At 29.3% G+C, this 23,501-nt stretch carries 17 protein-coding genes, 1 pseudogene and 1 CRISPR repeat array; of the genes and pseudogenes, 15 read left to right on the top strand and 3 right to left on the bottom strand.

Translation table 11 applies throughout. The features are described 5' to 3' along the window. The 10 genes from I6E31_06285 to I6E31_06240 all read left to right on the top strand — a co-directional run. Positions 1-477, top strand: a 477-nt coding sequence (locus I6E31_06285) for a DUF4376 domain-containing protein (protein ID MCF2639581.1), incomplete at its 5' end; no start/stop codon positions are given. A gap of 81 nt (positions 478-558) precedes the next feature. Next, positions 559-912: a hypothetical protein gene (locus I6E31_06280; protein MCF2639580.1), complete on the top strand. Its 354-nt coding sequence runs from the start codon at positions 559-561 to the stop codon at positions 910-912. A 13-nt stretch (positions 913-925) separates the two neighbouring features. After that, on the top strand, positions 926-1,324 hold the full coding sequence (locus I6E31_06275) for a M15 family metallopeptidase (GenBank protein ID MCF2639579.1): 399 nt from the start codon (positions 926-928) through the stop codon (positions 1,322-1,324). 5 nt (positions 1,325-1,329) lie between these two features. Next, on the top strand, positions 1,330-1,572 hold the full coding sequence (locus I6E31_06270) for a hypothetical protein (GenBank protein ID MCF2639578.1): 243 nt from the start codon (positions 1,330-1,332) through the stop codon (positions 1,570-1,572). Between the two features lie 9 nt (positions 1,573-1,581). Continuing rightward, entirely contained in the window at positions 1,582-2,025 is a 444-nt protein-coding gene (locus tag I6E31_06265) for a phage holin family protein (protein MCF2639577.1), read from the top strand. A 45-nt stretch (positions 2,026-2,070) separates the two neighbouring features. Then, on the top strand, positions 2,071-2,574 hold the full coding sequence (locus I6E31_06260; GenBank protein MCF2639576.1) for a hypothetical protein: 504 nt from the start codon (positions 2,071-2,073) through the stop codon (positions 2,572-2,574). Positions 2,575-2,577: 3 nt separating this feature from the next. Further along, positions 2,578-4,386: a hypothetical protein gene (locus tag I6E31_06255; GenBank protein ID MCF2639575.1), complete on the top strand. Its 1,809-nt coding sequence runs from the start codon at positions 2,578-2,580 to the stop codon at positions 4,384-4,386. 17 nt (positions 4,387-4,403) lie between these two features. Next, positions 4,404-5,144 carry a hypothetical protein gene (locus I6E31_06250; protein ID MCF2639574.1) on the top strand — a complete coding sequence of 247 codons (741 nt, stop codon included), beginning with the start codon at positions 4,404-4,406 and terminating at the stop codon, positions 5,142-5,144. Between the two features lie 10 nt (positions 5,145-5,154). Then, positions 5,155-6,936 (top strand): hypothetical protein, encoded by a 1,782-nt coding sequence (locus I6E31_06245; GenBank protein MCF2639573.1) that lies wholly within the window; start codon positions 5,155-5,157, stop codon positions 6,934-6,936. After that, entirely contained in the window at positions 6,926-12,430 is a 5,505-nt protein-coding gene (locus tag I6E31_06240; protein MCF2639572.1) for a hypothetical protein, read from the top strand. Before I6E31_06245 ends, I6E31_06240 begins: the two co-directional genes overlap by 11 nt. Before the next feature lie 33 nt (positions 12,431-12,463). On the opposite strand, the gene I6E31_06235 is transcribed toward I6E31_06240, so the two are convergent. Together I6E31_06235 and I6E31_06230 are read right to left on the bottom strand one after the other, a co-directional pair. Beyond that, the gene (locus I6E31_06235) at positions 12,464-12,913 is read right to left on the bottom strand and encodes a hypothetical protein (protein MCF2639571.1); all 450 of its coding nucleotides are present in this window, start codon (positions 12,911-12,913) and stop codon (positions 12,464-12,466) included. 10 nt (positions 12,914-12,923) lie between these two features. Beyond that, positions 12,924-13,253 carry a hypothetical protein gene (locus I6E31_06230; GenBank protein ID MCF2639570.1) on the bottom strand — a complete coding sequence of 110 codons (330 nt, stop codon included), beginning with the start codon at positions 13,251-13,253 and terminating at the stop codon, positions 12,924-12,926. A gap of 379 nt (positions 13,254-13,632) precedes the next feature. Between I6E31_06230 and I6E31_06225 the strand changes: the two genes are divergently transcribed. Both I6E31_06225 and I6E31_06220 read left to right on the top strand, forming a co-directional pair. Continuing rightward, a complete protein-coding gene (locus I6E31_06225; GenBank protein MCF2639569.1) occupies positions 13,633-13,980 on the top strand; it encodes a hypothetical protein in 348 nt (115 codons plus the stop codon). 347 nt (positions 13,981-14,327) lie between these two features. Further along, positions 14,328-15,417: a CRISPR direct-repeat array (repeat unit 20 nt; unit sequence CTTTTTATTTAACCTTGGAG). Positions 15,418-15,852: 435 nt separating this feature from the next. Beyond that, on the top strand, positions 15,853-17,040 hold the full coding sequence (locus I6E31_06220; protein MCF2639568.1) for a pyridoxal phosphate-dependent aminotransferase: 1,188 nt from the start codon (positions 15,853-15,855) through the stop codon (positions 17,038-17,040). 210 nt (positions 17,041-17,250) lie between these two features. On the opposite strand, the gene cadA is transcribed toward I6E31_06220, so the two are convergent. Then, a complete protein-coding gene (gene cadA, locus I6E31_06215) occupies positions 17,251-19,599 on the bottom strand; it encodes a cadmium-translocating P-type ATPase (protein ID MCF2639567.1) in 2,349 nt (782 codons plus the stop codon). 154 nt (positions 19,600-19,753) lie between these two features. Here cadA and I6E31_06210 point away from each other — a divergent pair. The 3 genes and pseudogenes from I6E31_06210 (at position 19,754) to I6E31_06200 (ending at position 23,275) form a co-directional block, all read left to right on the top strand. Then, a pseudogene (locus I6E31_06210) lies at positions 19,754-20,954 on the top strand (SAM-dependent methyltransferase). Between the two features lie 66 nt (positions 20,955-21,020). Further along, positions 21,021-22,115 carry a choloylglycine hydrolase family protein gene (locus I6E31_06205; protein ID MCF2639566.1) on the top strand — a complete coding sequence of 365 codons (1,095 nt, stop codon included), beginning with the start codon at positions 21,021-21,023 and terminating at the stop codon, positions 22,113-22,115. A gap of 476 nt (positions 22,116-22,591) precedes the next feature. Next, the gene (locus I6E31_06200) at positions 22,592-23,275 is read left to right on the top strand and encodes a DUF3298 and DUF4163 domain-containing protein (protein ID MCF2639565.1); all 684 of its coding nucleotides are present in this window, start codon (positions 22,592-22,594) and stop codon (positions 23,273-23,275) included. Positions 23,276-23,501: the final 226 nt, after the last annotated feature.

Raw genomic sequence — 23,501 nt, 5'->3', positions numbered from 1 at the left:
GAAGAGATAAAATCAGTTGTTATGCCTATTGATTTAGTAGTTCCTAAATGGAATAAAGAACTTAAAACTTGGGAAGATGGAGCAACTGATGAAGAGTTAAAAGAATATTATTTTAATAAAATTAACACTTATAAAGCTGAAATATTGGAAATAGGATTTGATTTTAATGGACATCAGCAAAAATGTCGTGAAAAAGATTTGGCTTTACTTGGTAATGCAATAGCAGCAAACGAGGACGCACAACCTTATTCCACAGTGCCTGTTACACATTGGAGTTTTAATGATAACGATGTAGTAGAGATGTCTTTAGATGAACTTAAAAAGTTAAGAATAGATGGAGCAACATTTGTACAAGCTATATTCACAGTAGAGGCACAATTAAAAGCAAGTAGTCCTAATGTAAAGTTAAATAAACAAGACTTTATATCAAAGATAAATGAAATATCAGATGTTAAATGTTTTAATGAGGTGATGTAAATATGTTAAAACCTAACAAAAAATTAAACGGGGGGGGGGGAGCTATAATCTCCTAAAAAATAAAAAAGGGTGGTGGTTTTAATGGCTACCACTTTGAATGGAATCAACGAGAAAGTAAGAACATTAGAAGGTACTGGAAGAGTTACTCCAATTAAAATGAGTGATTTGAATAGTAGGATAACAGCCTTAGAGGGTAGAGGAACATATAGAATTGTTACCTATACTGGAACAGCACAAAAATGGAAAATCCCTGATGACTTATTGGATTATAATTTTTGTGTTTTAACTTTTGGACCTTATTACGGACTAGAGTCTAATGACGGAAAATCATTTAGAGCTACTGAAAGAAACTCATTAACATTCAGTAAAAGTGGAAATTATATAGTTCCTAGTAGTGGAATGTTTTATGTAGGAAAGGTTTTATTTTACAAATAAGGAGAGTGATTAAATGTATAAATTCAGCAAAAGAAGTTTAAAAAATCTTTCTGAGTGTGATGATAGACTTCAAAGAATAGCTAAAGAGGCTATAAAAAGAATAGATTTTACAGTGATAGATGGGATGAGAACACAGGAAGAGGCAGAAGAAAACAGAAAAAAAGGCACTTCATGGACTAATAAATCTAAGCATTGCTTAAATCCAAGTAAGGCATTTGACTTTATACCTTATCCTTTTCATGGTTGGGAAAACTTAAAAGACTTTGAAAAGGTTGCTAATGTATTAAAAGCAGTTGCTAAGGAACTAGGAATAAAAGCAAGATGGGGTGGTGACTGGAATATGAATGATAGATATGATGATGAGATCGAGCGAGGATCATATGATGGTGGACACTTTGAGTTAATGGAGTGATGATAATGTGGGCTAAATTAATAGGGCTATTTACTAAAGGTTTAGATATAGTCCTAAAAAAATCTAAAAATGGAGAAAAGGAGCAAGAACTTCAAAAACAAAAGATAGATATATTTGCACAAACTATATCTATGATACTCTTCGGAGTATTCTTAATGTGTGTCCTTGCATCTTTATTCCCAAGTCTAGCTATCACAAGCTATTGGTTTAATGTATTTGATAAGTTTATTAACTATCTATTCAGCTAGGAGGGAATGATGACATTTGACGAGGTGATTCAAATATTAGTAGATGTATTTTCTATCATAGGAAATAAAATAGTTTTAATCATAGGAGCTTTAATAAGTCTGTTTTTTTATGTGATAGGTGGCATTGATGAAATGCTTGAAGTCTTATTTATACTAATGACAGTAGATTATTTTACTGGTGTAGCTAAAGCTTTTATTATAGAGAAAGCTAATAGTAAGCAAGGGTTTAAAGGGCTTCTAAAAAAGATGGTAATGATAGCACTTATTGTACTAGCTCATCAGATAGACTTATTATTTGATAACAAATTTGCTCTTAGAACTCTAACAATAGGGGTTCTACTAAGCGATGAAGGGCTTTCTATCTTAGAAAATGCAAGTATATGTGGAATACCAATTCCTGAAAAATTAAAAAATATGTTAGAGCAGTATCAAGAAAGTAAAAATAAAAAGTAGAAGATGCACCTGTTTGGGTGCATTTTTGAAAGGAGGATCTAAAAAATGATTGATAAAGGGGAAGTTATAAAAACAGCTTTTTTCAGATTAGGAAAGAATAATGCATACAATGATAATAAATCAGATGAGTATACTACAGCAGTAGCTTTGCTAGATAAGATTGTTGATAATATGGCAAAACAGACAGCCTTTTTATTTAACTCAGTAACTACAAAACTAACAAGTACAGGAACTAATGATATGAGAGAAAATAGATTCAATATTCCAGTTGACTGCTTAAATATAATAAGAGCTGATAATGATTATAGAGAAGAAAATGAGTTTATTTATTCTTCATCAAGTGAATTGAATATTCAATATTGTAGAAAGATAGATGTTAAAGAATATCCTGACAAGCTATTTGATTACATGGTTGCATCTTTATGTAAAGATATGTGCCTTGCATTTAATGCATATCAAGACAGATTCCAGCTTTTTTCACAAGATGAGTATAAAGAGAGAAGTAAAATTATAAATCAACAAGGTTTTAATTACAATCCATGGGGGTAAATAATGGCTAATGAGATGATATATAGAAATAACTTTTTCATTTATGGAGAAGTTGGAGAAAGATTAAATGGAATAAGAGAGTCTGAAATATATCAGCAGTCAGCAAGAGAGATAAGAAACTTTATAATTACAGAACTTGGAAACTTAAAGTTTGCTAAAAAGTATATAAAGAAGAATATCCCTGTAGGCGATATAATAGAGGTTTTAGACACTAGATATAATTTCTTTATAGTTGTTACCTCTACACACGTCTACACACTAAATAAAGAAGATTACACAGTCCTATACAGTCTGCAACACAATCTTAATAAAGCTATAGCTAAAAATACAAATGTGAAAATGTTTGATGATAGTTTAATAATCTGTTCCTCTGCTCCTCAAGTCTTTGAGTTTAATGCTGAGACAGGAAACATTGGGCAGAGTAATTTTTTATCATTACTTGAATATCCAGTTGTTGAAAAAGATGATGTAAAGTTGGATGTGTATAAAGTTTATAAAGTTGGAAGCGAATTAAGAGTTGCAATGCTTAGTACTTATACAAATCCAAAGTTAGAGAGTAAAGAAGATGGGATATATTTGTATGAAACAGGTTTGAAATTAGCAAGAGTGTACAAACAATATAAATCTTCTATTGATAAAGATGACATTAAAGATCCAGCTGAGGGGTTAATGTTTGGAATTTTGTATAGATTTAACAAAAATGAGGATAATAAGAGCTATATTTTAGGCAATACTAACGTTTCCTTTTCTGATGAGGTAAATGACTCAGTATATGGAAGTGGCTATTTTACTAATATGAATATCAAAAACATAAATGGTGACCTTGTATATGGAAAATTACAAGAGTTAAAAAGTAATTTTACTGATGTTGGAGTGCTTTCGGACAGGCTTTATATCATAAAAGATAACACTTTTTATTTTTCTAGAAAAGATAACTTTTTTGACTTTAGAAATGGAATAAATTCTGATGATCCTTTCTATTTTAAACCTACTCCAATCAATAATCAAAAACCTAACATTCTTAGAAGCAAGGTAGGGAATGCTTTATATGTTGCAACTGATAAAGGAGTGTATGTTATTTCATACAGCAAAGTTTTAACTCATAGTAACTACAGTGTATTTATAGCTGGAGAAGTTCCTTGTAGTTATGAATGTGAATTAGTAGGGGATAATTTCTTTTATTTAACAGTGGAAAATAAATTGAAGTGTGTGCAAGCAGTTCCAAACTCGTTTGGTTATGAAAGTTATAGCACTTATGATGCTGAAAAATATGACATTACTAGAAAAATGGGGGCATTAACTAAAATAACAATTGAAGGTAGAACAGTACTAATAGCAACTAACTTAAATAAAAAAGAGATCTATTTATATGAGTCTTTAGATTATAACCAATTTAGAAGGACATCATTAGACATTGATGCATCAAATGAGTTATTTGGATATAGAGAGAATTTTATTTGCAATAATGCAATATTAGAAAAGTCAGAACTAAATTACTCAGAGGCAGTTTTAAAACTAAATCCTCCACATATGCAAACAAGCAAGGGTGGAAGTTATAGCAATGATTATGCATCTACAATTCAAAGAGTATTCATGAAACTATTGAATGAAGATAGAGAGGCTGTTAAAGGGGTATATATCTTTAATACACCTCTACAAAATAAAGCTTATGATGATCTTTTCAGTACTTACAAATGTGAGCAATCTGAGAGAGTGAATAATGGATATGCTATAAGAATTTTAAGTAATGAAAATAATAAAGTATTAGAAATTCTAGGGATAGATACTAAGGTTAAAATTGCATCTGACTAGGAGAAAAGGAGGCTAAAATGATAGGAGCAGGAACAATAATAGGAATTACTGCTGGAGCATCTTTAATTTTAAATGGAATAAATAATAAAAAATCTTCTAAATATATAGCTAAGCAAGAAAGAGAAGCGGCAAAGATTCAATTTGAAGTTAATAAAAAAGAAGTAGAAAGAGCTTATAAAACTAACTTAGAAGGTATTTTAAAAGGATTTGCAACTCAGAGAGCAGATTTAATTGACACTATGGAGAAAGCATCTTCAAACTTAAATATACAGCTAGGAGAAAGAAAAAATATTGATAAAGAAAATGATAGTTTCAAAGATGATTCAAAGAAGATGTTGGAAAATGAAGTGCAAGAAAATATATTAGCTATGATAGATCATCAAAGCTTTTCTATTAGTGAGTTATCAAATCAAATGAGCATGCAGATGTACCAAGTAGGAACTGATTTTAGTTCTACTATTTCAGGAATAAATAAAAATAAAATCAGAGCAGATCAACAAGCTAATTCTATGATTATGGAAGGTATAACTAAAATAGCAGAGAATGCGGCAGGAGCAAATGGAGCAAGTGGAGGATCTGTTGCAGGTGGAGGGAATGAAGTTAGCAACTTTGGAGTAGAAACATTTAAAGCCCCTCAACTATATAATAAATTAACTTTAAATACAGGGAATAGTGGTGGAAGTACAGGATTTGGTAATACTAATTTGACACTAGGAAACTACACATTTTCAGGAACTGGAAATAAATTCAAATGGTAGGAGGGAATAAATGGCAAACAATTTTATAAAGCAATATGTTGCAGATAAAAGAACAGGGGCTAATTTAGTAGGTATTCATGTAGATACTCAAAGTCAGTATCTACTAGATAGAGGATCAGGAGCTGCTATGTTGTCAGCTCTTGAAGAAATTGGAAAAAAAGCTGATGAGGCTAAAATACAAAATGAAAAGCAAAATTTATTATTATCAGCAGAAGAACAAGACTTACAGTTTAAAAAAGAAGTGTTGTCAGACCCACTTCTCTATAAAGATGAGGAAAGATATAGAAATGCTTTAACACAATTTGAAACTATTAGAAGAGAGAAAGAGAGCAGGATTTTAAAGAGTGAGTACTTAACTGCTGATGAAAAAAAGTTAATGGCTAGAAGAATAAGGAATAATGATGAACTCACTCTAGTTGATATGATGAGTAAAAGAAATGGTGTAGTTATTGAAAAACAAGTTGATGACATTATTGCTAACATGGATAGAAGAGTAGCAATTAGTTCAGATTTATCTTTAAATGATGTCAAAGGTGCAGAACTAGCAATTCAAGACTTCACAGATATGGCAGACAACTTACAGAAATTAACTGGGATGACAGACTCAGAGGTATCATTGCTAGTGTCTGAGAGAGTAATGAGAATGGAAGAGGGAAGGTTTAACAAGGCTATTAATGAGATAGTTAACTCAAGCATGAACTTGGATCAGAAAAGAGCTAAGATAAATAACTTATTGAGTGTGGTAAAAAATGATAATTTACTCACTAAGATGGCTGAGAGTTATGCATCACAAATAAAATATAGCAAAACTGATGAAGAGTTTAAAACATCAGTAGAGTTCTTTAAAAGTAGAATAAATGATGTTTATGATAATGTTAAAAATTTTTCTACTAGAGAACTAACAAAAATGGAATTGAATACAAAAGCAAAAGAAAGAAATGTAAAACAACTGTTAAATACAGAAAATAAAATAAGAAGATATATAAAAAGTGGAGACTCTTATAAACTAGCTAAAGAATTAACAGGAATAGAATATACTACTGATGAAATGGTTAATGACAACTACACTCTTAAAACAATCTATGGTGTAGATATGGAAGTTCTTGGGAATGCTGATGATAACTCAGTAGGTAAAATTATAGCAAAGGAAGATATTAATCAAGTAAAGCAAGACATTCAAACTTATAAAAGCAATGGTTATACCAATAATTCTGCAATAAGAGAGGCTGTTTATAATTATGCCAATGGTGTAGCTGGAGATAATATTGAAATAAGAAACGGAGTTTTAAAGCATCTTGGGAAAGAATTAAGAATAAATCCAACTGTTTTATTAAAGGGAGAAGAGGACAACAACTATTTTGATGTTCAAGAAAAATTAAATAAAGGGAAAGAATTTGAATTTGATGGAGAAGTTAAAGAAAGTTTTTTCAATAAAAAATCTAAAAAAAGATATGATAGTTTACTTCAAACATTAGGTGGAACAGAAAAAGCAAAACAAGCATTAAATAGTTATATTTATGGACTATATTTAGAAGATGCTATTTTAGATGAGAAAAGCTTAAAATTAAATCCAAGTGCTGTAATTCAAGTTTTTTTAAAAGATGATGAGAATTATGATAATTTAAAAGAAAAATTGAAATATATAAATGAACTTGGAGTTGCACCTGTTAAATATAATTATGTTCCTGTAAAAGCAGAAAACTTTAATATAAATAGAATTGTAGCAAATCAGATAGAAGAAACAGAAACTACAACTGAAATAAAGGATGATGGTGATATGTATGAGTTCTAACAATGAAAAAAATAAAAATATAAACTGGCTTAATTACTATCAGTACAATGAGCCTAAAAATGTTTTTGAGTATTTAGATGCTAATTTAAGAATAGCAGGGAATAATACAGTTAGAAAAGTAGCAGACTTAGGGAGAGTTGTTAGTGATAAATTAGGAAGTGAAAAAGTAGAGGAAGAATTTGAAATAGCCGCTAATGACATTAGAGAAAGAACTTTAACTACTTATGCCAATATGGATAAATATAAGCAAGGTAATAATGCAATAAAAAACTTTGCTCTTGATTTTGCAGGAATGGGAATCACTAATGCCGCTGATCCAATCAATGTTGCTTTAAATAAAGTAACATTATTTGGTAAAACAGGGGGATTTATTTTTAATGCTCTTGAAAATATGGGTGAGTATGCTTATGATACTTGGAGTTTACATAATAGAAATATCTTTGAAGATTTTAGAAAAGAAGATGCTGCAGGATTAGCTACAACTCTTGTGGCAACAGCAGGATTCCAAGCTCTTAACTCACGTATACCAACAGTTGAAGGTGGAACTCCTCTGTATAAAGAAACTGGCAAAAAGATAAATCCAGTTGATTTTGATAGAGTTGCTGATGATGAGAGGGCAGTTTTAGATATATTTCAAAACTTTGGGATCTTTGAAACTGATAAAAAAACAATTTACAAGAAAATAAAAGAAACTAAAAAGATAAGAGAAATGTTATTTGATTTAGATGTGAATACTGTTAGATATAGAGAGTTATCTAAGAAATTACAAGGGTTACAAGAATATTCTGTATTACTAGATGAAGTACCTGAAATGAATAATATTGATAAGTTAATAAAAGGAGATAAAATCTCACCAGCTGAAATGTTCAAAGGATTTACAGAAGTTAAAACAAATTACGGACATTATACAGCAGATGGGAAAGAAAATCTTTCTAATTTAATTTTAGAAGAGATTGGAGTTAAGCAAGAAGAAATAAAGAATTTAAGAGTCAGAGCTAAAAAAGTAAAAGAAAAATATGTATCTACAGTTGGTTTAGACTCTTATGATGAAGTTGCTTATACAAGAAATAAGTATGTAGATAGAGGATCTGAGGCAAGGCTAATGTTTGAAAAGGATGGAGACACTTATCTTGTTAAGGCTAGTATAGATGAGCAAGGTAATGTTTATGCTGAAAAGTATAGAATGGGAGATGTTGCACCTTTGGACAAACTTTCTCAAGAAAGTTTAAAAGCTGAGACAGATGCAGGGAAATATTTAAAAAAATTAGGATATAGTAAAGTTGTAGATTTAAAAAATTACTCAGAAGTATTAAATAGACGTACATTTGGAAAACCTCAAGACAACTATGTTCATAGCATTATAGATGATTATCATGTGCTTTTAAAAAATGTTCAAGAAATAGATAGAATTTATAAAGATGAAAAATTTAACAATAAAGCAGATGGAATAGGAACTAGAACAAATATTGATACTAAGAGTGAGATGATTAGAGCTATACAACCACTTTACAAAAATTTGATGATGAACTTGAAACAACTTCAAGCAGAAGATGCCGAGGAGCTTTTCAAAGCTACTGGAATGCTAGAACCTTTTGGTAACTATCTTTGGAAGTATTGTAAAAATATGGAGATAGACCCTCAACAATTTGTAAGAGCTTTACAAGGTAGAGAAAAAATAGTGATTGATGGAAATAATAATTTCGTTAAGCTAATAAAAAATAAATTAAATGAATCTGTAAGAATAAAATCAGGAAGTAAAAAGGATCTTCAAATTGAAAATGCTTATTATTTAGATGCTCTATATAATAAGCAGGATGTTATGGTGGCGATCACACAAGCTTATAAAAATAAAGATTATGATTTTATTAATAAGCTCTCAGAGTTTGTTGGAAAATCAGTTGATTTAACTGAGGATGAGGCTAGATCAGTTGGACTTCCTTGGAGTGATGAGGGAGTAGTTTTAAAAGAGCTTGTATTTGATGGAACTAAAAAGGAAGTTGCAACAAGAAATTACTCTATAATTGATTATCCAGAGCAAATGGCACAAGCATTTAGAAATGCAATAAATGCAACTACTCAGCAAAGTAAAAAAGGTGGTGGTCCTTGGGATTATCAAAGCAAGTATCAAATAGGGCAACGTTGGGGAAATGATGGAAGCTTTGACAACTATGCTAAGGTATTTGAAGGATATGAGCGTAAACCTTACGAGATTATCAGTGATGTTTATTCAACAGTTGCTAAGGATAGATTAGAACTAGATAAAATTACAACTATCATAGATGATTTAACAGACAATGAAAAAGAGTTTTCAAAGACAACTTATAAATCTGAAAGAGGAGCAGTTAAAGCTTTAGATAGTGATGTAAGAGCAGAACTTCAAAGGCAATTAAGAGGATTAAAGGAAATAGTTAGCAATAGCTTTGTAGAAAGTGGATATAAACCTAATCTTTGGATAGATCCTGAACAGCAAAAATTGACTAGCTCTATGGCTAGACAGACTATAAAATCTTTATTCTCTTGGAAGTTATTAGGAAACTTTAACTATATAAGAGAGTTTCCACTTAATAACTTAAAGCAAGTTATAGGTGGAAGAGGGCTAGGTTGGAAACAAAGATATAGTCTTTTAAAAGCTACTGTTGTGGATCCTATCAAAGTCAATGTACAGCTAATCAGAAATTACAGGAATATTAAAAATTTAACATTGGATAAAATAAAGGATCCTATTGCAAGACGTAGAGCAGAAATATTTGTTGAAAATAGATTAGCTAATGATCCAATTTTCAATGATATTGATAAAATGCCTTTAAACTTTAAATTAGCTAAGCAAGGGCAAAAATTTATGACTAAACTAGGAAATATAGCAGGTACAGGGCAATCAATTTCAGATGTGCATAGAGTTGTAAACTCAGAATATGCCGCTATAAACTATTTAAAAGACATATTCCCTAACATTGATGAGGCACCAGCGAATTTAAAAAAGCTATTGCAATCTAATGGATTAGATGGAGATGAGCTTATAGCTATAAAAAATAGATTAAAAAGCATGGGTGATAGTGAATTAATGGAACTTGTTTGGAATGGTAAAAGAGCAGCTAATGAAGTTGACTATAAAATTCAATCTTTATTTGAACAAGTTTCAGATATTCTAGGAAGAAAATTTAATGCTTATGAATCTATGGAAACAATGGAAAATGGTGGGTTTGTATCTGATATGATGTTTCTATATAAGAGATATTCACTAGGTGCAGTTGAATCATTAGGAAGGGCACTTTTTACTTATCAAGGACAAGATGGATTAATTAGAAAAAGATTTGATTTTAACGGGGATTTTTTAGCTAACTATAAACAGGTTTTTTCTGGCATTAATGTTAAAAATATATTTGATTTTTCACAAGCGGCAGTTGGAACAGCTCTATTATATACAGGAATTAAATGGACTCACGGTAAATTAAGTGGAGGTACAGAAGATGAGAGAGCTGAGGCTAAATTTGAAGCTTTATTTAGTGATGGGGCAGTGCTTCCATTTGTTACTGATGCACTTCAAGACTTTGCTTTGGACGTATCAGGAATAAATATTTTATTTGGTGGTGGAACTCCACTAGGTGGGGTTTTAGATATGACATCAGCAAGACTAAAAAGAGCAATGTCTAGTAATACATTAACAAGTGAAGAAAAGGTTTTATACTTCCTTGCGGCTACTCTATCGCCTGAATTCATAGCTAGAGGGATAGATAATCTTAAATTAGGAAAGAGCATTCCAAGTGACATAACAACAGGATCAGAAACAGAGAGAATGTTGTGGAAAACTAAATACCAAACATTAGCTAAAATAGATCAGATAGATGGTACATTACCTATTGAAAAAGCTTTTGGTGGGGCTATAAATTGGGTAGAATTTTTTAGGAAAAATCCTGATAAAGCTTATGAATTAATGAATTGTGATAAAAGTATTGATAAAGATGTAGTTATAGCAGGAGCTAGTGGAATAACTGAAATGGTTGAAGAACATGCAGAACTAACATGTATTCAAGAAATTTTAAATGATGAGAGAACAGAGTTTAAAGAAAAGCAGTTAAAAATACTAGGTCTTGATGTAGATTCACAATTATCTAAAATGTCTAAGATAGATAGAAAAACATTGAACTCTATACTAGCATTTAAAGGCATTAGAGATGAGGAAGAAATTTTAATTTTAATGGAACAGTTTAATAGAAGTAAAAATAAAAAAGAATTTCTTAGAGCAATGCTTGAGGACCATGAGCTTGGAGCTTATAAAAGTTATCAAAGACTAATAAGAGAAAATGATAAAGAGATTAAAAAAAGAATAGCAAAAAGAAATAATAAAGCTGGGATCTTAGCTTATATTGAAACTTTGGATATAGTAGATAATCTTTTAAATCCTAGTTCTAATCAAATTAGACAACAAAAAGAAGTAATTTTCCAACCTAAGAAAGAGGAAGTTAAAATTATTGATAATAAAGAATCTGTGATTAAAGACTCTAAAAATGTTATTAAAGATACTGAAAATGTGATTGAACAGCCTAAAAATGATAGTAAAGAGCTGCTTAATAAGATAAATAGTCAAATTGAATCACCAAAGTTTAAAGATGAAGTATTGAATTATATTTCTACTGACGAGCATCAAGCAGTTAAAAAAGTACTAGATAAAGTTATGAATAAAACTGGAGTAGTTCCTGAAAAACAATTAGCATCTTTTATAAAAGATGTTCCTGAGCTTAAGAGAAAAGAGATAAAAGAAAAGGTGTACCAAATATTAGAAAGTCCTTATCTTAATGAAGAGCCTATTATAATAGCATCTGAAAAGGATAATATAGAGTTTAAACCTTTTGACATTGAAGAACAAGAAAGTAGTAGTGTTGAAAATAAAGAGAAAAATGATGCTAGAGCAATAGTTGCTGACATTGCTAAAAAAAGATATGCTCAAGGAAGCACTGAACAAGGTGTTGTACCTTTGGAAGTAGTTGAGGAGCTAACTAATATAGATGAGTTACCAAAACCTGTTAAATGGTTCATTAAAGAGCTTAAAGAGGTAAATCCTAAGACTGGGGATAAAAGAGTTAAAGAATATCATGACAAGGTAGTTCCAAAACAGAAATTATCAGCAAGGGATAACTGGTGTGCTACATCTCTACTATCTGCTTTTATAGATAGTGGATATAAGTTGAAACATAAAACAGCATCAGCACAGGAAGTATACTTGAATAAAAAAGAGAAAGTTTCTTTGGAAAATGCAGAGGCTGGAAATGTTTTAGTATTTAGGAATAGGGATAAAAACGGTAAAAGAACATGGACAGGGCATGTATCAATGATAGCTTATAAAGATGATGATTATGTAATAGCAATTGGTGGAAATCAATCTGCTACAAACTCAAATGAGAGAGATGGAGAGAACTATATAAGCTTTAAGGTATATACTACTGATGATTTTAAAAAGAAAATGAAAAGAAGTGATTTATCTATTATAGCATTATAAAAAAAGAACTGGGGATAAAACCCCAGCTTTTTTTTATTCACTCATTAATCCTGTAATTATTGCTTGAGCTAAATCCTTATTACCTTTTATAATTTCTATAAAAAAATCTTCACTGTTTATATTTAACTCTAAGCATAGTTCTAAAACATAGTTCATTACATCAACATTTTCATTTTTAGTTTCTCTAAGAATATTTAAAATAAAATAATTAATTTTACCTTTTTTCTTTTGTTTTATAAAGCTTTCCTTAGCTTTTACTCCAAAGTTGTATGCTTCCTTTATTAACTCTTCTTGCATAATTCCCTCCTGATTAAAAGTTTTGCTTATTAGAATATCACCATTTTCAAATTGGAAAGTACTAACTTTTTTATCTTCTTCTGTTACTCCTAATTTTTCAACCCAACTAGCTGGAAGTGAAACCCTTGGGGTAATAGAGCCGTTTCCAGCTCTATTAAATTGTATAGTTTTATCTTTTTTTTCCATTTTTTTCCTCCTATAAATCATACCAAACATTATCATTATATAGCTCATCGTTTTCTAACCATTCATCTTCACCTTGTAAAGGCATGATGTTTTGATTTTTATCAGCTCTCATATAGAAAGTTTTTGTTTTTTTGTTATCAAAGAGTTCTTCAAATTTTAAGAAATAAACTGTTTTACCATTGTACTCAGCAGTTACAAAATAATTTTCTCTATATCCAAGTACTTGATTATAAACTCCCTCAAAATTAGTTGATTCTCTTTTTTCAACATTGATCCATCCTAGATACTCCACATTTGAAACCACCATGTTTTTAATAACTTCATTTTCTCTTACTGCCATTTTAACTCCTCCTTATTTACGTACCATATTTATATTTTAATTATACATTTACGTACCGTAATTGTCAAGAACTTTTTTTATTTTTTTAAAAAATTTTTTTAAATAAAAAAAAGACACTTTTTAAGTGTCTCTTTCAGTCCTCCAAGGTTATATAAAATTTTTTATCTCATCCCTTTAATGTTATAAAGAAATAAAGAAATTTACAATCCTAAATGGGGTTATATAAAAGCACAAGTTCATCACTTGTTAATATAATAATACTACATTATTTCAAAAAGTCAATAGAACTTTAAAAATAAAAAAAAGGTAATTTTTAGAGAAAAAAGGTAAAGGGGATATTGTATAATCTTTATATAATCACAAGAGGAGGAAATAAAAAATGAAGATACTTAATTTATCAAATCATACATTAACAGTAGAACAGACAAACGAACTAGATCAACAAGGGTATAATGAAATTGTAGAATTGAGTGCTGAGGATAAAAAACTTTGGGGGCAATTAGTTCCAGATGCGTATAAAGAAGTTTGTGATAATATTCTAGCTAAATACAAAGCAGATGCTATACATCTAGCAGGATTCCCGCCAGCAACAGTATACGTAGCATTAAAAACTCTTGTACCTTGTTTATATGCTTATAGCCCTAGGGTATGCGTTGAAACTCCAATGCCTGATGGAAGTATCAATAAAAACTATGTATTTAAACACATGGGATTTTATAGATACTAACAAATGTTTGTAAAAGACTTTGTATCAAATATAAGGTCTTTTTTATTTGACAAAATTAAAAGAGCTACTAAATAAATTAGCAGCTCTTTTGGAAAATTACTCATGAAAAAGTTTTCTTGGCTCGGTACTTATATTATAGCATATTTTTTAAAACAAAAACAGGGAATTTCTTCCCTGCTTTTTTTGAGGTCATATATATGAAAAAGTTACTATTTTTTGATTGTAGCCACCAAGTAGCCTACACATAGTTTTTTAAAGATAGAAACTATGATGTTTTACATTAAACAATTACAATCCTTGGAGGATTGTAAATCCTTTTTCAGTTTGAGCTGTGTTAGTCGAATTACAACTTTTTATTTAACCTTGGAGGATTGTAAATTTTTCAGTTTTTAAATGGTAAACTTTATATTTTGTACTTTTTATTTAACCTTGGAGGATTGTAAATCTGGTCTAACTCTTTGACTTGAGTTGCCGACAAATACCTTTTTATTTAACCTTGGAGGATTGTAAATTAAGAGGTGAGGGGTATAATAACGTATATATATCAACTTTTTATTTAACCTTGGAGGATTGTAAATTATGATGATAATGAATTAAAAGGTGGTAATCAGTATCTTTTTATTTAACCTTGGAGGATTGTAAATTTATTCAGAAGAAAAATGGTTCTTTCTGAAAAAGAACTTTTTATTTAACCTTGGAGGATTGTAAATAGGGCTAGCAGTTCCTGTAGAACCAGCACTATTTATCTTTTTATTTAACCTTGGAGGATTGTAAATGAAGTTATATTTATATGTAACTTCTCTTTTTCCGTGCTTTTTATTTAACCTTGGAGGATTGTAAATACTTCTAATATTTCTGCTTTATATTTATTTATTAAACTTTTTATTTAACCTTGGAGGATTGTAAATCTTTCTGAAAGACAACGGATTTTTAGTAGGTCCTTGCTTTTTATTTAACCTTGGAGGATTGTAAATTTTAGGATTGTAAATTTCTTTATTTCTTTATAACATCTTTTTATTTAACCTTGGAGAATTGTAAATGTATCTTTTGATGAGAGGAACATTAATGATACTGTTTCTTTTTATTTAACCTTGGAGAATTGTAAATTGAACTTGAGCGTATAACTCTTATATTATCCAAATACTTTTTATTTAACCTTGGAGAATTGTAAATTATTAAAAGCATTTTTCCATATAAACATATACTTAGCTTTTTATTTAACCTTGGAGAATTGTAAATGTTCTTATAACTGATTGGATTGAAAAAGATGAGAACCTTTTTATTTAACCTTGGAGAATTGTAAATATTCCTGTCTACTCTCTTTAAGATTTCAGGATCTAACTTTTTATTTAACCTTGGAGAATTGTAAATGCTTCAATTAATAATTTAATTTGTCTTTCTAATGTCCTTTTTATTTAACCTTGGAGGATTGTAAATATATACAATTGACTTTTTATAATAAAAAAGTTATAATTTAAGTGAAAGGTACCTACCCGCATAGGTGGGAGGGGATCTTCTCAGTGTGTTAATTAAGCTTAGAATATCAGCCGTAAATTCGTTTACGGCTTTTATTCTGCCCTTAAGCAAGGTAGATAATACACACTGAGGAGGTCTACTATGACTGTAAACATTCAAACTATCAATTTTAATACTGGAACTTTTATAGTTCTATGTATTTTTATTTGGTGGTGGTTTAACAGAAAATAGTAACCTTTTACCCCTTGCGGGGTCTTTTTTATTTAACCTTAAAGGGCTAGAATATATATTATTAATTACTTATTTAGTATCAGTGTATAATTTTTATAGAATTTTTTTGTTATATATGATAAAATGAAAAAAGTTAATAAAAAAAAGTAACGGAGGGGACAGAGTATGAATATATCAAATAGAGCATTAGAAATGAATTTTTCACCAATAAGAAAGTTGATTCCCCTTGCAGATGAAGCAGCTAAAAAAGGAATTAAAGTATATAAGCTAAATATAGGACAACCTAACATAGTTACTCCTGATTCGTTCTTTGAAGGTCTGCATAGCTACAAGGAGAAAATAGTAACATATTCAGATTCAAGAGGGATTCCACAACTGATAGAAAGTTTTGTAAAAAGTTATAAAATGAGTGGAATAAATTTAGAAAAAGAGGATATCTTAATAACACAAGGGGGAAGTGAAGCAATACTATTCACTTTAATGTGTATATGTAATGAAGGGGATGAAGTATTAGTTCCAGAACCTTTCTATTCAAACTATTCTAGTTTTTCTATATTTTCAGGAGCAAGAGTAAAACCTATACCAACATGTATAGAAAATAATTTCCATCTACCATCTAAAGAGGAGCTAGAAAGTTTAATAACTCCAAAAACAAAGGCTATTATGTTTTCTAATCCAGTAAACCCAACAGGAACAGTTTATACTGCTGATGAGATAAAAATGATAGGAGAACTAGCTATAAAACATGATTTATACATTATAGCAGATGAGGTTTACAGACAATTTGTTTATGATGATATTCCATATACATCTATTATGAATTTTGAAGATTTAAAAGATAGAGTTGTATTAGTAGATAGTATTTCAAAACACTATAGTGCTTGTGGAGCTAGAATAGGTTTAATAGCTAGTAAGAACCATGAGTTAATGAACTATATTTTAAAATTCTGTCAAGCTAGATTGTGTGTATCAACAATAGAGCAACATGCAGCAGCAAATTTGATAAACACTATGGAAAACTATATAGAAGATGTAAAAATGAAATATAAAAGTAGAAGAGATCTTTTATATGGATATTTAAAAAGAATACCTGGTGTAGTTTGTTCAAAACCAGAGGGAGCATTTTATATTTTTGCAAAGCTTCCAGTTGATAATGCTGAAAAATTTGCTAAGTGGCTTTTAACTGACTATTCATATGAAGGAAAGACACTTTTAATAGCTCCAGGACCTGGATTTTATCAAACAGAAGGAAAGGGAGAACAAGAGGTTAGATTCTCTTTCTGTACAAATGTAGATGATATTGAAAATGCGATGATAGTTTTAAGAAGAGCATTAGAAGAATATAATAAGTAAAAAATAAAACTGTTGAAATTTTATTATCAATTTCAACAGTTTTTTAATAATATATCTAAACTTCTTTTAAATGTCAGCTAAATTTCATATCAAAGAATAAAGAGAGAGTAACACTTATCTGACTATGGATATCGCAGAAGTTCTATTCTTTCACTTCTGCGTCTCAAAAGTAGTAGTCGTTTGCACTTCTCTACTTTTGGAAATTATAATTTATCTTCTTTTTGTTCCAAAAGAAGCATTAAGCACAGCTAAAAGAGAAACCCCAACATCAGAGAAAATAGCCATCCACATATTAGCAAAACCAAGAACTCCTAAAACCATAACAATAATTTTTATTCCAAGAGCAAATGTTATATTTTGAATAACAACTTTTTTATTTTGCTTTGCTATCTCTAAAAGTTCTACAATTTTAGATGGCTCATCTTTCATTAAAACTACATCAGCAGCTTCAATAGCTATATCACTTCCAACTCCTCCCATAGCAATTCCTATATCAGCTAGAGAAAGAACAGGGGCATCATTTACACCATCTCCAACAAAAGCAACCTTACCATTATTACTATTTTTAATCTCTTCAAATTTTGCAACCTTATCTTGTGGTAAAAGCTGAGTGAAGATATTTTCCTTTTCAATTGTTAATTTCTCTCCAACAACCTCTCCAATCAGTTTACTATCTCCAGTTAGCATATAGCTTTTAATATCTAATTTTTTTAGAGAATTTATAGTAGATAATGAATCCTCTTTAATTTCATCTGAAATATAGATATATCCTAAGAACTCATCATCTTCAGCAACATATAACACAGTTCCAGCATAGTGTTTTTCTTCAGCATCAATATTGTATTCTTTCATCATTTTGTAGTTTCCAATAAGGATAATTTTTCCTTCATAATATGAAAGAACTCCTAATCCAGAGATCTCTTTATATCCTTCAATATAATCTTCATCAATTTTTACTGAACCATAATTTAAAATAGCTTTTCCAATTGGGTGTGTAGAGTAAAACTCCCCAATTTTAGCAGTTTCTAAAAGTTTATCTTCGCTACAATTAATAGGTTCTAATTTATCAATTTTAAATTTTCCCTTAGTTAAAGTACCAGTTTTATCAAATACAATAGCATTAATAGAAGTCAATGTTTCTAAGTAGTTTCCACCTTTAATTAAGATACCTTTCTTTGAGGCATTTCCAATACTACTAAAGAAAGTTAAAGGAACAGAAAGTACTAAAGCACATGGACAAGAGATAACTAAGAATATTAATGCTCTTCCAAACCATATGTTAAAGTTTCCTAAGAATAGAGGAAGAATAATTCCAACTATTATAGCAGTAAAAACAACTATTGGAGTGTAATATCTAGCAAATTTTGTAATAAATTTTTCTGACTCAGCTTTTTTATTACTAGCATTTTCAACCATTTCAATAATTTTACTAACAGTTGAATCTGAGAAAAGTTTAGTTACTTTAACTTCTAAAACTCCAGAACCATTTAAGCTACCACTTAAAATTTCACTTCCTACACTTACATCAACAGGCAATGATTCACCAGTTAATGCAGCTGTATTTAAACTACTTTCACCTTTTATAACAGTTCCATCTACTGGAACTTTTTCTCCAGCTTTAACAATTATAGTATCTCCTATTCTTAATTTTTTAGGAGAAACTTGAACAATTTCATTTTTTTCATTTCTAATATTTGCAAATTCAGGTTTAATATCCATAAGTTTTTCAATAGATTTTCTTGAACTTTTAACTGCTGATTCTTGGAAATATTCTCCTACTTTGTAGAATAACATAACTCCAACAGCCTCTATAGTTTCCCCTAAATAGAAAGCTCCAAAAGTAGCTATTGTCATTAGGAAGTTCTCATCTAAGAAATTTCCTTTAGTAATATTTTTAAATGATTTTACAACAACATCTCCACCTAAAACTAAATAAGCAATAATTGAAACAGCTAATCTTATATTAGGTAAAGGTTTTAAAAAGATAGAAGCAACAAATAGAACAGCTCCAATTAGAAGAAGTAGTTTTTCTCTTTTTTCTTTTGCTTCCTCTCTAGCTATTTCTAGAGCTCTTTTTTCTGAATCTATCTCATCATCGTCATCATTGATTTTAATAAACTTAGTACCAGGCTCAATTTTATCAGCAATAGTGTTTATTCTATCAAAGAACTCATCATCAACACTGCTTTTTAATTCAATAGTAATTTGGTTTTTATAGATATCAACATTACAATTTTCAACTTCAGGTAGATTAGTAATACTACTTTGAATTTTAGCAGCACAACCAGCACAGTGCAGATTTTCAATAGAGTAGATTTTTGTTTTTTCCATTGATTTTTTTTGAATTTTTGTTCCAGGTTCTAATTTATCAGCAATTTTATTGATTTTTTCTAAAAAGCTATCTTCGTCAAAATCTTTTTCAACTTCAAGGGTCATCTTTTTCTTTTGAAGATCTAAATTACTATTGATAACACCAGCAATTAAATTTCCCTCATATTGAATTTTGGCAGCACATCCAGCACACCCAAGATTTAAGACATCATACTCTTTTATATTCATAAATTTCCTCCTTATACATTATACCCCTATACCCTATATTAAATATATAACATAATTTATTTCTTTTGTCAATCAAATAATGGACATATTATTCTCACTATGGTAATATTTAAGTATAAGTTAAAGAATTTAAAATAAAACAAGAGAGGTAGAAATGAAAGTAAATAAAGAATATATAGAAAATATTTTTAAAGATAGTATAGAAAAAAATATATTTATAAAAGCTATTGCTTCAAGTCCAGTGGATAAAAAATCTGAGTATACAAAGGTTAATCTAAAACCTGTACGTATAAAAGAAGAGATTTTTATACAATTTGAAGAGTTTAAAGATAAAAAAGCTTACCATGAGAATATATGTTTTGCTTCAGCTATGATTAAAATTTCAGATATTTTAGAAAAATTTAAACAACTTTTAATCTCTGTCAATGGAGCAGATTATCAAATTTTAAAGGGAAAGCAAGATTTTAACTTAAAGAAAAGTGAAAATACAAAGGTATTAAAAGATTTAGATCATAATAAAAAGAAAAACTATCTAATAGAAGATGGAACTCCAGTACCATTTTTAATTAAATTAGGGGTTATGGGAGAAGATGGAAAGGTATTTAAAAATAGTTATGATAAGTTTAGACAGATCAATAAGTATCTTGAATTTATAGATGATACTATTAGAGAGTTACAAAATAAAAAATTAATAGGAGATCATATAAAATTTGTTGATTTTGGTTGTGGAAAATCATATTTAACTTTTGCTCTTCATTATTATTTAAAAGATATTAAAAATTTTACCTTTGAGATAATAGGGTTAGACCTGAAGAAAGATGTAATGAAAAAATGTAATGATATTGCTAAAGAGTTAAAATGTGAAAATTTAGAGTTCCTTACTGGAAATATAAAAGATTTTGATAAATTACAAAATGTAGATATTTCATGCTTGCAATAATGCCACTGACTATGCTCTTTTAAAAGGGTTAGAGTTAAATGCTAAGGCTATATTAGCAGTACCTTGTTGTCAACATGAGTTTAATGAAAAGATGAGTAACACTAAAAATAGTAAATTTTTTGATAAAGAGATGCCAATAGGAAAACATGGAATACTATTTGAGAAATATACATCTTTAGCAACAGATGCTTTTAGAGCACAAGCTTTAGAATTATGTGGATATAAAACACAGGTAATGGAGTTTATTGATATGGAACATACTCCTAAAAATATCTTGATTAGAGGAATAAAAGATAAAGTAAATACAGAGTCACTAAAAAGAAGATTTAATGAATATGAAAAATTTAAAAGTTTTTTAGGAATCGAACCTCTTTTAGATTCTCTATTATCTCCATACTATCTAATTAAATTATAAATAAAGGAAATGAAAAATAATTTTGAATAGAGATAGTAAATAAATAAATTTGAAAGGAGAAAAGGGATGCTGAAATATATAGGAATATTAGGTTGTATTATGCTTTTAACTGCAAAAATTAGTGAAGCTTGTACTGGGATCACTTTGAAAACTAAGGATAATAAACAGATACAAGCAAGAACAATTGAGTGGGGAGAAAGTGTTTTAAAAAGTAATATTATTATTTCTCCAAGAAACTATAAGTACCAAGCTATAATGCCAGACAGTAAAAATGGATACTCTTGGAAGGGATATTATGGTTTTGTAGGAGCTTCTTTAGTAGATGATAGTTATATTGGTGAAGGAGTTAATGAGGCAGGGCTTAGTGCTGGAATGTTTTTCTTTCCTCATTATGGTAGTCTATCAAAATATCTACCAGAGAAGGCTAATGAATCTATAACAGATATGAATTTAGTAAGCTGGATGTTATCTAATTTTTCAACAGTGGATGAGGTAAGGGAAAATATTAATAAGATAAGAATAGTACCTGTAATGGTATTTGCTGATGGAAATGTTTCACCAACTGCACACTGGAGAGTATCAGATGCTAAGGGAAATAATATAGTTATTGAGATAGTAAATAATGGTGAAGTAAAGATATATGATAATAAAGTTGGAGTTGTAACAAACTCACCAGATTTTCAATGGCATACAACTAATTTGAATAACTATGTTCACCTACGTCCAGGAAGTGTAGCAACTTATGATGGAAATGGACAAAAATTATTTTCATTTGGAATGGGAGCAGGGGCTTTAGGTTTACCTGGAGATATAACTCCACCATCAAGATTTGTAAGAGCTTTCTTCTATCTAAGTAGTACACCAACACCAGAGGATGGCTATAAAGGAGTGACACAAGCTTTTCAAATATTGAATAATTTTGATATTCCAATAGGAGTTGAGTATCAAAATAAAAAAGATGTTCCGAAAGAGTTGGAGAGTGCAACACAATGGACTACTGCAATTAATCAAACAGATAGAGAGTTTTATTATAGAACTATGTATAATAGCGAGATAAGAAAGATAGATTTAAAAAAGATAGATTTTGAAAAAGTAAATTATCAAGTGTTACCAATGGAAAAATATAAGATTCAACCATATAGAGAGATAATTATAAAATAAAGTGAAAGCTATTTAAGTTGATATTTTTAGTTGTCAATTTAAATAGCTTTTTTATTGTAAATTATAATTTATTATCCTAATAATTAAAGTAAAAATATATTATCCCTAACATCAAGTTGACGTAATTTAGAAGTGAATATTAGAAGCCCTCAGCGAAATGAAGTTAAGAAAATGCAATGTGTTTGAGCGGAGCTTGCGAAGCGAGTTTTGCATTTTCAACGGAATGAGCAATAGGGATTCTTTATTCACTGACATGGAGTCAAATTGATGTTAAAAAAGAATAGAGATAACTTAACTTGACTAATAATCGCAAATAACAAAGGTACTTTGTCAAAACTAGGGATGTGCTAGATAACTGAGCTTAATTAGATATATTGTAGTTTATATATAAAGCTTAATTACAAAAAACTATTTTTGACTTTTTTTGAAAAATAGATTACATTATATGGTGTAATAAAATAATTGGGTGATGAAGAATGAAAAGATTAAAAGGAGTAATAATATTATTAATACTGTTATTTACTGCTTGTGGTGTTGAAAAAGAAAAGGGGAAAGAGAAAGAAATTGAGAAGTTAGAGTATAAGGGGACGACAAATAATTATAAATATAATTTAGTTATTCCTCAAATTTCAAATGTACAAAGTGAAGATATATCTTACTTTAATCTTTCTTTACAAGAAAATGCTAGACTTATAATAGATGAACTTTTAGAAAGTACAGAAGATCTAAAACAAAGTACACCTTATGAAGCAGAGATGAGTTATGAAGTAAAGGAAAATAGTTTTGGAATAACTTCAATATTATTAAAAATTTATACTTATACTGGTGGAGCTCATGGAAATACAACTTTAGAAACATATAATATAGGAGATAAAGATCTAAAACTTATTAATTTTGAAACTTTCTTTAATGAAAATGCAAAAAGTTATTTTGAGTTGAAAATAAACGATGCCATAGCAAACAGGGAAAAAGTAAAAAATATTAATGGAGATGAGGTTATTTTCTTTGAAGAACCAGAGATAAATATAAAAAATGCTGTAATGTATTTTGAAGGAGATAGTGTAAAATTTGTATTTCCTCTTTATGATCTTGCTCCATACTCAAGTGGAATGCCTATATTTAAGTTTAGTAAGGATGAAATAAAAAAATATATGAAGTAATTAGAAAAATACTGATTAGAATTTTTTCTTTTCAGTATTTTTTTATTAACATAAATAGATTATAAAAATTAAGCTACATTTGATATTTTAGGAAACTAGGATAGACAATGTAGTTTTTTAGTATAGAAGAAAAGAGGATAGTATAAAAAAATGATATACTTTTCCAATTATTTAGAAAAATATACTACTTACACTTTACAAAAAAAGCACAATATATTATAATTAT

This window comes from Fusobacterium varium (genome assembly GCA_021531615.1).
GTDB classification, from domain to species: Bacteria; Fusobacteriota; Fusobacteriia; order Fusobacteriales; family Fusobacteriaceae; genus Fusobacterium_A; species Fusobacterium_A varium_C.
Note: the sequence above shows the minus strand (reverse complement) of the source record. Positions and strands in the feature narration are given on the sequence as shown.

Coding starts and splice junctions, on each gene's coding strand:
- I6E31_06280 (MCF2639580.1), top strand. CDS start 559: ATGGCTACCACTTTGAATGGAATCAACGAGAAAGTAAGAACATTAGAA.
- I6E31_06275 (MCF2639579.1), top strand. CDS start 926: ATGTATAAATTCAGCAAAAGAAGTTTAAAAAATCTTTCTGAGTGTGAT.
- I6E31_06270 (MCF2639578.1), top strand. CDS start 1,330: ATGTGGGCTAAATTAATAGGGCTATTTACTAAAGGTTTAGATATAGTC.
- I6E31_06265 (MCF2639577.1), top strand. CDS start 1,582: ATGACATTTGACGAGGTGATTCAAATATTAGTAGATGTATTTTCTATC.
- I6E31_06260 (MCF2639576.1), top strand. CDS start 2,071: ATGATTGATAAAGGGGAAGTTATAAAAACAGCTTTTTTCAGATTAGGA.
- I6E31_06255 (MCF2639575.1), top strand. CDS start 2,578: ATGGCTAATGAGATGATATATAGAAATAACTTTTTCATTTATGGAGAA.
- I6E31_06250 (MCF2639574.1), top strand. CDS start 4,404: ATGATAGGAGCAGGAACAATAATAGGAATTACTGCTGGAGCATCTTTA.
- I6E31_06245 (MCF2639573.1), top strand. CDS start 5,155: ATGGCAAACAATTTTATAAAGCAATATGTTGCAGATAAAAGAACAGGG.
- I6E31_06240 (MCF2639572.1), top strand. CDS start 6,926: ATGAGTTCTAACAATGAAAAAAATAAAAATATAAACTGGCTTAATTAC.
- I6E31_06235 (MCF2639571.1), bottom strand. CDS start 12,913: ATGGAAAAAAAAGATAAAACTATACAATTTAATAGAGCTGGAAACGGC.
- I6E31_06230 (MCF2639570.1), bottom strand. CDS start 13,253: ATGGCAGTAAGAGAAAATGAAGTTATTAAAAACATGGTGGTTTCAAAT.
- I6E31_06225 (MCF2639569.1), top strand. CDS start 13,633: ATGAAGATACTTAATTTATCAAATCATACATTAACAGTAGAACAGACA.
- I6E31_06220 (MCF2639568.1), top strand. CDS start 15,853: ATGAATATATCAAATAGAGCATTAGAAATGAATTTTTCACCAATAAGA.
- cadA (MCF2639567.1), bottom strand. CDS start 19,599: ATGAATATAAAAGAGTATGATGTCTTAAATCTTGGGTGTGCTGGATGT.
- I6E31_06205 (MCF2639566.1), top strand. CDS start 21,021: ATGCTGAAATATATAGGAATATTAGGTTGTATTATGCTTTTAACTGCA.
- I6E31_06200 (MCF2639565.1), top strand. CDS start 22,592: ATGAAAAGATTAAAAGGAGTAATAATATTATTAATACTGTTATTTACT.